Below are 9,435 nucleotides of genomic sequence, written 5' to 3' on the forward strand. Positions count from 1 at the left end.
CATCCAATGAAATCGCCGGCATGCATGCGAGCATCAGTGTCTTTCGAGTTGTCGTGGTTAACGGGAGGATTCAACCTTTCTTGGTAATTTGTCGTTAGGAATTTGCGTCAGTGGGGTTCGATGGCGTTTTCCCTGGCTGTCGACGTGTTTGTTTGCGTGCGGGTGTCTATGCGTTTCTCAGGAGTTTCAGCAATCCTCTTCGCCTGCATGGCTTTTGCCGGCTGCACATCCAGTTCGGGTGTGGGCGACATCCTGGCGCAGCCATCGCTTGAAACGACAAGTTCCGTCGTCAGGCCAAGCGGCCCGGTGCCGGCGGCAAGTGTCGGTGCGGTCATTGCCGATTCTCAGCAAACGCTGCCGCACCAGGCATTGGCAGCGGCCGCCCCGGTTCCGCCGGCAGCGGTGGCGCTTGCGGTCGAGTCCAAGTCGGCGGGAATGCCGGTGCCCGAGTTGAAGCCGGTCGCGCTGATGGTGCCTGCCAACCCATCGGCCGGTATGGTGCCGCTTGAGCGCAGCCGCATCTACAGCCGCCAGTTTCGCGACGCCAAGCCGATCAATTTCGGCAAGGCCTCGCCCAGGGCGCTGGCCGTGCACGGTGTCGATGTTTCGCGCTGGCAGGGCGAGATCGACTGGCAGAGACTGCGCAGCCAGGGCGCGAACTTCGCCTATATCAAGGCGACCGACGGCGGCGACCATCTCGACCCGATGTTCCGGAAAAACTGGCGCGGCGCCCAGGAGGCCGGGCTGAGGCGCGGGGCCTATCACTTCTTCTACTGGTGCCGCACCGCCGGTGAGCAGGCCGACTGGTTCATCCGCAACGTGCCGAAGGTGGAAGGCGCGCTGCCGCCGGTCATCGACGTCGAATACAATGGCGAGTCGAAATGCCAGCGCCGCCTGTCGCGCGCCAAGGTGCTGGAGAAGATGCAGGTCTTCATGGACAAGCTGGAACGGCACTACGGCCAGCGTCCGATCATCTACACCGCGCCGGATTTCTACCGCGACAATCTCAGGGGCGAATTCCAGGATTATCCGTTCTGGCTCCGCGCCGTCGCCCAGCACCCGTCCAAGGTCTATCCCGGCCGCAAGTGGGTGTTCTGGCAGTATTCGGGGTCCGGGCTGTCGCATGGCGTTGCCGGGAAGATCGACCTCAACGTCTTCCACGGCAGCGAGAGCGACTGGCACCGCTGGGTGTCGAACCAGACCGCGGTGCTTACAGCAGATCGTACTCAATGAAGCCGGTGCGCCGCGCGACATAGTCGTAGAGCTTGCGCGCGGTGGTGTTGGTCTCGTGCGTCATCCAGTAGACGTTCGACACGCCGATCTTGGCGGCTTCCTGCTTGACCGCCTCGATGAGGGCCGCACCGACGCCCTTGCCGCGCACGTCGGGGTCGGCGAACAGGTCCTGCAAATAGCAGTTGTTGACGACCGACCAGCATGAGCGGTGGTACATGTAGTGCGTCAGGCCGACCGCCTTGCCGTCGAGCAGCGCGATGAAACCCTTTGGCTCGTACTCGCCTTCGGTAAACAGCCGCTTCCAGGTGGTCTGGTAGACTTCCTCCGGCACGGTTGCCTTGTAGAAGATCAGATAGTCGGTCCAGAGACGGCGCCATTCGGCATGGTCGGACTGTTCAAGCGGGCGGATGGTGACTTCGGTCATTGGCTGTCGCTTTCTATCGTCGTTGCTGGCGGTGAGCCTGCCCGAGTGCGAAGCTGTTACCAACGGTCCAGAGCTGAAAAAGCGTTGTCCGCGCTTCAGCGCCCCCTCTCCATCTCGCTACGCGAGCCACCTCTCCCCCATTTCATGGGGGCGAGGAACCCAAGTTCTGTAAAGCCGCAACCTCAATGGGTGTCGGTTCCTCGCCTCGCTTGCGGGGAGAGGTAGCTCGGCGAAGCCGAGACGGAGAGGGGGACTTGCTACCCCTGCCGCCGCGCCATGAACGCCAGCCGTTCGAACAGATGCACGTCCTGCTCGTTCTTCAGAAGCGCGCCGTGCAGCTTGGGCAGGGCGTTCTTCGGGTCGGCGCGCAGGTCGGCGGGGTCGATGTCGTCGGCAACCAGCAGCCTGATCCAGTCGAGCGCCTCGGAGGTCGACGGCTTTTTCTTGAGGCCCGGCACGTCGCGGATTTCGTAGAACTGGGTGAGGGCAGCGCGCACCAGGTTCTGCTTGATGCCGGGATAATGCACCTCGACGATCTTGGTCAGCGTCTCGGCGTCGGGGAAGCGGATGTAGTGGAAGAAGCAGCGGCGCAGGAAGGCGTCGGGCAGTTCCTTCTCGTTGTTGGAGGTGATGATGACGATTGGGCGCACATCGGCGCGGATCGTCTCGCCGGTCTCGTAGACGAAGAACTCCATCTTATCGAGTTCCTGCAGCAGATCGTTGGGGAATTCGATGTCGGCCTTGTCGATCTCGTCGATCAGAAGCACGACCTTCCGGCCGGCGGCGAAGGCCTCCCACAGCTTGCCGCGCTTGATATAGTTCTTGATGTCGTTGAAGCGGTCGTCGCCGAGCTGGCTGTCGCGCAGGCGCGAGACGGCATCATACTCGTAAAGCCCCTGCTGGGCGCGGGTGGTCGACTTGATGTGCCATTCGATCAGGTCGAGGCCAAGGGCGGATGCCACCTGCTTGGCAAGCTCGGTCTTGCCGGTGCCGGGCTCGCCCTTGACCAGCAACGGCCGCTCCAGCGCGATCGCCGCATTGACCGCGACCATCAGATCCTTTTCGGCAACATAGGCCGAGGTGCCTTCAAAACGCATTCCGAACTCCAGATTGGTGTTGGCCGAGACAGTAGGGGCGGGATGGTGACGGGGCAAGGGTTGTGCCCGCGTTTCCCTACCCCTTGAGGGGAGGGTGGCGGCGAAGCCGCCGGGTGGGGTCGCTGCGGCAGTGCTCGACGTTCTTTTTGCGTTGCGCTCGGCATGAACGACCCCCTCTGGCGCTGCGCGCCATCTCCCCCTCAAGGGGGGAGAAAACGCCGGCGCTTTCATCTAAATTTTTTTCAAAGCCGGCAATTCTCTGGCGTGCACCCTCGATGCGTCCTATATTCGCCAGTGACGGTCTGTGCTTCCCGGCAGGAGAACATTTTCCCCGGGGCCTTAACGATCCTTAGGGAGCTGTCCCTGGGAAGACCCGTGGGTCTTTTCATACGGCGCCCACCTACTTTGTAGGTTCCCGGGATCGCTCTCTCCACCGGTTGTGTGGATCGTCACTTCCCCGATTTCGCTGCGTCTTGTGAAAACGTCGCTTATGCGATGGCGCGTCGCAACTGGCATTTTTTATCCTGCCCCGGCATAAGGGGCGCGATGATGGAAAAAGCACTCAAGAAACAACTGCGCCTGGAAGCGCTGGCGCGCCGCGACGCGCTGCCGGCGGTGTGGCGCATCGAGGCGTCGCTGCAGATGGCGGATATGGCAGCTGCGATCCCGGTCGAGCCGGGGCAGATCGTCTCGGCTTTCTGGCCGATGCGCTCCGAGGTCGATATCAGGCCGCTGATGTTTTCCCTGTGCGAAAAGGGTGCGCGGCTCTGCCTGCCGGCAATCCTCGACAAGACGACGATCGTCTTTCGCGAACTGGTGCGCGGCGCCGAGCTTGTCCAGATGAGTTTTGGCACCGCGGGGCCGCCCGAGGATGCGGAAGTGCTCGATCCGTCGCTGATGCTGATACCGCTGGCCGCCTTCGACGCGCGCGGCCATCGCATCGGCTATGGGGCCGGCTACTACGACCGGGCGATTTCACGCCTGCACGACAAGGGCCTGGACCCGCGCATGATCGGCATCGCCTTCGATTGCCAGGAGGTGCCGCTGGTGCCCGACGAGCCGCATGACGTGATCATCCCGGAAATCCTGACCGAAAGCGGCCTGCGCCGGTTTGGCGACGCTTGACCAGCGGACAGAACAACGGTGGTTTACACGGAGCGCGGTGAGCGAATAAGACTGATTTCCAACGCGCCGTGAACAAAGAACATATGACCAGGAACGCCAAGGCTGAAATGAAGAGCGGTTGGGACCGGCTGCGGTCCATGGGCTTTGCCGAGGTGGCGGCTGCCCTCGACGACGCAGACACTATGCTGCTGGACGAAGCGCCGTTGAACACGCCTGGCCGTGTGCCGCGCGTGAAGATCATCAGGCGCGCGCTACATCTGTCACAGGAAGAATTTGCCAGCCGCTATCTGATCCCGCTAGGGACGTTGCGGGATTGGGAGCAGGGCAGGACGGAACCGGATCAGGCCGCGCGCGCCTATCTGCGCGTTATCGCCAATGAGCCGGAAACCGTATCGCGCGCGCTCGGAACACGGGACGCTGCATGAGACTTCTTTTTCTCGGGGACATGGTGGGTAAATCCGGCCGCACGGCCGTGTGGCAAAAGCTGCCGGGGCTGATTTCCGACTTCAAGCTGGATTTCGTCATCGTCAATGGCGAGAACGCCGCCGGCGGCTTCGGCATAACCGAGGAAATCTTTCGCGAGACGCTGAATGCCGGCGCCGATGTCGTGACCACCGGCAACCATGTCTGGGACCAGCGCGAGGCGCTGACATTTGCGCCGCGCGAGGATCGCTTCCTGCGCCCGGTCAATTTTCCCAAAGGCACGCCGGGCCGGGGTTCGGGCGTCTATATCGCCAGGAACGGCGCGCGCGTCTTTGTTTCGAACATAATGGGCCGGGTTTTCATGCATCCCGAGCTGGACGACCCGTTCCAGGCGGTTGAGCGCGAGCTTGCCGCCTGCCCGCTTGGCGAGCAGGCGGATGCGGTGGTGATCGATTTCCATGCCGAGGCGACGAGCGAGAAAATGTGCTTTGCGCATTTCGTCGACGGGCGCGCCAGCCTCGTCGTCGGCACGCATACGCACCAGCCGACCGCCGACCACCAGATCCTCAACGGTGGCACCGCCTACCTGACCGACGCCGGCATGTGCGGCGATTATGATTCCTCGCTCGGCATGGACAAGGAAGAGCCGCTGAACCGGTTTCTTTCGAAAGTGCCGAAGGGACGTTTCGAGGCCGCGAACGGCCCTGCGACGATTTGCGGGCTCGGCGTCGATATATCCGACCGTACCGGGCTTGCCGAGAGGGTTGCGCCCCTGCGGCTCGGGCCGCGCCTAGAAGAAACAATGCCTTCTTTCTGGTCTTGACGTTGAAGTAAGCCTGTAGCCTACCTACTTCTGCCGGAATATTTTTCTTTCAGATTGTCAGGGGACATTCAGCAGATGCCGATCATCGACTTTCTGGCGCCGCACTTCGCCTTCGTGAACGATCCGACGGCGTGGGTCGCGCTTGTGACCCTTGTGGTCATGGAGATCGTTCTGGGCATCGACAATCTGATCTTCATCTCGATCCTGACCAACAAGCTGCCGCCCGAGCAGCAATCGCGGGCGCGTAAGCTCGGCATTGGTGCTGCGCTCATCATGCGGCTGGTACTGCTGGCGACGATCTCCTTCATCGTGCAGCTGACAACGCCGGTATTCACCGCACTTGGCCACGGCTTCTCCTGGCGCGACATCATCCTCATCGCGGGCGGCCTGTTCCTGGTGTGGAAGGCGACCAAGGAAATCCATCACACGGTCGACCCGACCGACCATAAGGACGATATCGTCGGCAAGACCGTGAACCTGACCATGGGCGCGGCGATCTTCCAGATTCTCGTTCTCGACCTGGTGTTCTCGGTGGATTCCATCATCACCGCCGTCGGCATGACCGACGAGATCGTCATCATGTACATCGCCGTCATCGCGGCGGTGACGGTGATGCTGGTGGCAGCCGATCCGCTGGCGAAATTCATTGCCAAGAACCCGACCATCGTCATGCTGGCGCTGGGCTTCCTCTTGATGATCGGCATGACGCTGATCGCCGACGGCATGGGCTACCACGTGCCCAAGGGCTACATCTACGCCGCCATGGGCTTCTCGGCGCTGGTCGAGGGGCTCAACATGCTGGCGAGGAAGCGCAAGGCGAAAAGCGGCGGCGGGCACTGAGCATTGCTCAAATCCCCTCCAGCACCACAATCGTCGGCTGGCGCGGCAGGGTTTTCAGCGAGACCGTGAACGAGGGGCTGTCGCGGAAGTCGACGGCGAAGCCTTCGCCGACGCGGCGGAGGAATTCGTCCAGCGGCGTCGCGTGACGGTGCATGGGCAGTACGACTGACGAATAAAGCCGCGTCGTGATCTCGCTGATAGAGCCGATCGACTGGGTCAGGCCGCCGTCGATCGGCACCATGACGATGTCGAGCCGGCCGATCTGGCCATATTGCTGGTCGCTGAGGCGCGTATGCAGATGGCCGAGATGGCCGATGCACAGGTCTGCCACCTCGAAGATGAAGATCGAATTGCCGTCGCGTTCGAGCTCGCCGCCCCAGCTGCGGATGTCGGTCGGGACGTTGCGGATATAGACATCGTCGACGACGATCCTGTGCTTCGCCGGCCCGCCTTCCGGGTTCCAGCCGCGCAGCACGTGCTCGATGCCGGGGTCGGGCGCGTTGGTGTAGTGCGTGCGGTGCGCCTTGTTCATGGTGACGACGCGCGGCAGCGGGTCGCTGCCATAGATGCCGCTGAAGTCGGTGGCGATGCGCACGCCGGCGGGGCTTTCGATGACATAGGTGGAATGGCCGGCATAGGTGATTTTCACCTCGCCGCTGGTCTTGGCCTGCGCCGGCGTGAAATTCGCATAGGTGACGCCGGGCAGCGCCTGCGCGATGGCGATGCAGCGGCTCGGCACCGGGTCTTCCTGCGCGAATGCGGCCAATGGCCAGAACAGGAAGGCGAGCAGAAAGGCAAGGCGAAAAGCTGGCATTCCAAGGCTCCCGTCGCAGGCGGCGATGAATGATGCGGCAATGCAATATGACCGGCGAAAGGGCATTATCGGGAGTCACGTTTTCGCGAGGGCGGCAAACGCCGGTACTTCTGGACGTTCACCGTCATTCTGGTTTATAAGCCGGCCCATTCCAGATAGCCGAGTAAAGACTAAGGGGTCCCATGGCCGGCCATTCACAATTCAAGAACATCATGCACCGCAAGGGCCGTCAGGACGCGGTGCGCTCGAAAATGTTTTCCAAGCTGGCGCGCGAAATCACCGTCGCCGCCAAGGTCGGCGTGCCCGACCCGGCGATGAACCCGCGTTTGCGGCTGGCCGTGCAGAACGCCAAGGCCGTGTCGATGCCGAAGGACAACATCCAGCGCGCCATCAACAAGGCGTCGGCGGGCGATGCGGAAAACTATGACGAAGTGCGCTACGAGGGCTACGGCCCCGGCGGCGTTGCCGTCATCGTCGAGGTGCTGACCGACAACCGCAACCGCTCTGCCTCCAATGTGCGCGCCGCCTTCACCAAGTCCGGCGGTGCGCTCGGCGAAACCGGCTCTGTGTCCTTCATGTGGGACCGCGTCGGCGAAATCGTTTATCCGGTTTCAGCGGGCAGCGCCGACAAGCTGATGGATGCAGCGATCGAGGCGGGCGCCGACGATGTGCAGTCGGACGAGGACGGCCACACCATCCTCTGCACCTTCGAGAATCTCGGTGAGGTTTCCAAGGCGCTCGAAGCCTCGCTCGGCGAAGCCGAATCGGTGAAGGCGATCTGGAAGCCGCAGAACAACATTCCGGTCGACGAGGACCGCGCCCAGTCGATCCTGAAACTCGTCGCCACCCTCGAAGACGACGACGACGTGCAGAACGTCTACGCCAATTTCGAGGTCGACGAAGAGACGATGGCCAAGCTCAGCGCGGCATGACCGAGGCCGCGCCAAAAGCCCGCGTAGCAATCACCTACTGCACCCAGTGCATGTGGCTGCTGCGGGCGGCGTGGCTGGGGCAGGAGCTTCTTTCCACCTTCGGCACGGAACTTGGCGAGGTGGCGCTGGTGCCGGGCACCGGCGGCGTCTTCGAGATCACCTGCAATGGCGCGCTGATCTGGGAGCGCAAGCGCGACGGGGGCTTTCCCGAGGCCAAGGTGCTGAAGCAGCGCGTGCGGGACATCATCGACCCCGAACGCGATCTCGGCCATTCGGACCGCAAGTAGCGGTCCGATCGATCATTTGCCGCTACGCGGACCAAGTGCTGCGCCAAGGCCGGCGCCGATGGCTATGCCCATGCCGATGCCCATCGCCAGATCATCGAAGGCGATACCCAGGGCTGTGCCCACACCAACGCCCAGGGCAATGCCGACTGCCATGTTGGAATAGGGGTCTTTCATCGCGAGTTTCCTTTCGAGTGCCTTGAAACGGCCGGCGCCGAAGCAGTCTACCATATCGGCAGCCCGTCACCTGATCCCGCACCGCCACAGAAAAGTGCATATAGGCTTTCATTCGATATGCGCCCCTGATTCTGGGGCGGCAATTCATCGTGAGGGGAACCAGGAATGACATCCAGACCACGCATCGCCGTTCTCTTTGGCGGCCGCTCGGCCGAGCATGAGGTTTCAATCCTTTCTGCGAGCAACGTGGTCAAGGCAATCGACACCGCCAGATACGAGGTCGTGCCGATCGGCATCGGCCGCGACGGCCGCTGGTTCCTGGCTTCGCTCGATGGCGACGGCGCGTTGCCTTCTTCGGTGCCCGAAACCGGCGCCGAGGTGAGCCTCCTGCCGGGCGGCAAGGGGCGGCTGGTTGCTCTTCCCGATGCCGGTGTGCCGTTTGAACTGGAAAGGATCAACGTCCTGTTCCCGGTGTTGCACGGCCCATTCGGCGAGGATGGCGCGGTGCAGGGCCTGGCCGAGACCGCGAATGTTCCTTACGTCGGTTGCGGCGTTCTGGGCTCGGCCAATGCCATGGACAAGGACGCGGCCAAGCGGCTGCTGAAGGCGGCGGGGGTGCCCGTGGCGCGCGGCGTGACCGTTCATGCCGGCGAGTGGCCTTCGTTCGAAGCGGTCAAGGCCGAACTCGGCCTGCCGGTTTTCGTCAAGCCGGCGCGCCAGGGCTCTTCGGTAGGCGTGAGCAAGGCCGAAACGGCTGCCGAGCTGGACAAGGCGCTGGACGAGGCTTTCAGGCATGACCGCAAGGTGCTGATCGAGGAATTCGTGGCGGGGCGCGAAGTCGAATTCGCAGTGCTCGAGCAGGCCGATGGGACGTTCATCGTTTCAGTGCCGGGCGAGATCGAGCCGGCCGCGAGCCATGGCTTCTACACCTATGAGGCCAAATATGTGGATGCCGATGGCGCTGCACTGCGCGTTCCCGCCGATCTGCCGGAAGCGACAACGACCGCGCTGCAGGAGATCGCCCGCAAGGCATTTTTGGCGCTCGGCTGCGAGGGCATGGCGCGCGTCGACTTCTTCGTGCGCACCGATGGCAGCGCGCTCGTCAACGAGCTCAACACCATCCCCGGCTTCACCAATATCAGCATGTATCCGAAGACGATGGCCGCCAGCGGCATTGCCTATCCCGACCTCGTCGGCCGGCTGATCGATCATGCGGTGGCGCGCTGGCAGCGGCAGGGCTGACACGGCCTGCCGCTGCCTCCT

General features: G+C 62.8%; 12 protein-coding genes and 1 other RNA gene. 9 read left to right on the top strand and 4 right to left on the bottom strand.

The annotated features are described in order from the left end of the window. The first annotated feature begins 168 nt into the window (after positions 1-168). Entirely contained in the window at positions 169-1,233 is a 1,065-nt protein-coding gene (locus tag BM413_RS01530) for a glycoside hydrolase family 25 protein (protein WP_091910262.1), read from the top strand. Here BM413_RS01530 and BM413_RS01535 read toward each other — a convergent pair. Together BM413_RS01535 and BM413_RS01540 are read right to left on the bottom strand one after the other, a co-directional pair. Beyond that, positions 1,211-1,657: a GNAT family N-acetyltransferase gene (locus BM413_RS01535; protein ID WP_091909429.1), complete on the bottom strand. Its 447-nt coding sequence runs from the start codon at positions 1,655-1,657 to the stop codon at positions 1,211-1,213. The genes BM413_RS01530 and BM413_RS01535 overlap by 23 nt on opposite strands. Before the next feature lie 257 nt (positions 1,658-1,914). Then, positions 1,915-2,754, bottom strand: coding sequence for an AAA family ATPase (locus tag BM413_RS01540; protein WP_091909432.1), 840 nt, complete (start codon positions 2,752-2,754; stop codon positions 1,915-1,917). 296 nt (positions 2,755-3,050) lie between these two features. Here BM413_RS01540 and ssrS point away from each other — a divergent pair. The 5 genes from ssrS to BM413_RS01565 all read left to right on the top strand — a co-directional run bounded on the left by ssrS (position 3,051) and on the right by BM413_RS01565 (position 5,965). Continuing rightward, positions 3,051-3,206: non-coding RNA, 6S RNA (gene ssrS / locus BM413_RS01545), on the top strand. 94 nt (positions 3,207-3,300) lie between these two features. Beyond that, positions 3,301-3,879 (top strand): 5-formyltetrahydrofolate cyclo-ligase, encoded by a 579-nt coding sequence (locus tag BM413_RS01550; RefSeq protein ID WP_091909435.1) that lies wholly within the window; start codon positions 3,301-3,303, stop codon positions 3,877-3,879. A gap of 182 nt (positions 3,880-4,061) precedes the next feature. Further along, positions 4,062-4,304 (top strand): helix-turn-helix domain-containing protein, encoded by a 243-nt coding sequence (locus BM413_RS01555; protein WP_244537728.1) that lies wholly within the window; start codon positions 4,062-4,064, stop codon positions 4,302-4,304. Continuing rightward, the gene (locus tag BM413_RS01560) at positions 4,301-5,125 is read left to right on the top strand and encodes a TIGR00282 family metallophosphoesterase (RefSeq protein WP_091909438.1); all 825 of its coding nucleotides are present in this window, start codon (positions 4,301-4,303) and stop codon (positions 5,123-5,125) included. Before BM413_RS01555 ends, BM413_RS01560 begins: the two co-directional genes overlap by 4 nt. A gap of 75 nt (positions 5,126-5,200) precedes the next feature. After that, positions 5,201-5,965, top strand: coding sequence for a TerC family protein (locus BM413_RS01565; protein ID WP_091909441.1), 765 nt, complete (start codon positions 5,201-5,203; stop codon positions 5,963-5,965). 7 nt (positions 5,966-5,972) lie between these two features. Here BM413_RS01565 and BM413_RS01570 read toward each other — a convergent pair whose 3' ends face one another. Beyond that, a complete protein-coding gene (locus BM413_RS01570) occupies positions 5,973-6,779 on the bottom strand; it encodes an MBL fold metallo-hydrolase (protein WP_091910265.1) in 807 nt (268 codons plus the stop codon). Positions 6,780-6,961: 182 nt separating this feature from the next. Here BM413_RS01570 and BM413_RS01575 point away from each other — a divergent pair, with 182 nt between their 5' ends. Both BM413_RS01575 and BM413_RS01580 read left to right on the top strand, forming a co-directional pair. Continuing rightward, entirely contained in the window at positions 6,962-7,711 is a 750-nt protein-coding gene (locus BM413_RS01575; protein ID WP_091909444.1) for a YebC/PmpR family DNA-binding transcriptional regulator, read from the top strand. Next, positions 7,708-7,998, top strand: coding sequence for an Rdx family protein (locus BM413_RS01580; RefSeq protein WP_091909447.1), 291 nt, complete (start codon positions 7,708-7,710; stop codon positions 7,996-7,998). The genes BM413_RS01575 and BM413_RS01580 overlap by 4 nt, the downstream gene beginning before the upstream one ends. Positions 7,999-8,010: 12 nt before the next feature. On the opposite strand, the gene BM413_RS32980 is transcribed toward BM413_RS01580, so the two are convergent. Continuing rightward, on the bottom strand, positions 8,011-8,172 hold the full coding sequence (locus BM413_RS32980) for a glycine zipper domain-containing protein (RefSeq protein WP_091910269.1): 162 nt from the start codon (positions 8,170-8,172) through the stop codon (positions 8,011-8,013). 165 nt (positions 8,173-8,337) lie between these two features. On the opposite strand from BM413_RS32980, the gene BM413_RS01590 reads away from it, so the two are divergent. Further along, complete coding sequence (locus BM413_RS01590) at positions 8,338-9,414, top strand: D-alanine--D-alanine ligase family protein (RefSeq protein WP_091909450.1); 1,077 nt, start codon at positions 8,338-8,340, stop codon at positions 9,412-9,414. Positions 9,415-9,435: the final 21 nt, after the last annotated feature.

Origin of the sequence: Mesorhizobium sp. YR577, from assembly GCF_900116595.1 — a bacterium.
Taxonomy (GTDB): domain Bacteria; phylum Pseudomonadota; class Alphaproteobacteria; order Rhizobiales; family Rhizobiaceae; genus Mesorhizobium_M.

Coding starts and splice junctions, on each gene's coding strand:
- BM413_RS01530 (WP_091910262.1), top strand. CDS start 169: ATGCGTTTCTCAGGAGTTTCAGCAATCCTCTTCGCCTGCATGGCTTTT.
- BM413_RS01535 (WP_091909429.1), bottom strand. CDS start 1,657: ATGACCGAAGTCACCATCCGCCCGCTTGAACAGTCCGACCATGCCGAA.
- BM413_RS01540 (WP_091909432.1), bottom strand. CDS start 2,754: ATGCGTTTTGAAGGCACCTCGGCCTATGTTGCCGAAAAGGATCTGATG.
- BM413_RS01550 (WP_091909435.1), top strand. CDS start 3,301: ATGATGGAAAAAGCACTCAAGAAACAACTGCGCCTGGAAGCGCTGGCG.
- BM413_RS01555 (WP_244537728.1), top strand. CDS start 4,062: ATGCTGCTGGACGAAGCGCCGTTGAACACGCCTGGCCGTGTGCCGCGC.
- BM413_RS01560 (WP_091909438.1), top strand. CDS start 4,301: ATGAGACTTCTTTTTCTCGGGGACATGGTGGGTAAATCCGGCCGCACG.
- BM413_RS01565 (WP_091909441.1), top strand. CDS start 5,201: ATGCCGATCATCGACTTTCTGGCGCCGCACTTCGCCTTCGTGAACGAT.
- BM413_RS01570 (WP_091910265.1), bottom strand. CDS start 6,779: ATGCCAGCTTTTCGCCTTGCCTTTCTGCTCGCCTTCCTGTTCTGGCCA.
- BM413_RS01575 (WP_091909444.1), top strand. CDS start 6,962: ATGGCCGGCCATTCACAATTCAAGAACATCATGCACCGCAAGGGCCGT.
- BM413_RS01580 (WP_091909447.1), top strand. CDS start 7,708: ATGACCGAGGCCGCGCCAAAAGCCCGCGTAGCAATCACCTACTGCACC.
- BM413_RS32980 (WP_091910269.1), bottom strand. CDS start 8,172: ATGAAAGACCCCTATTCCAACATGGCAGTCGGCATTGCCCTGGGCGTT.
- BM413_RS01590 (WP_091909450.1), top strand. CDS start 8,338: ATGACATCCAGACCACGCATCGCCGTTCTCTTTGGCGGCCGCTCGGCC.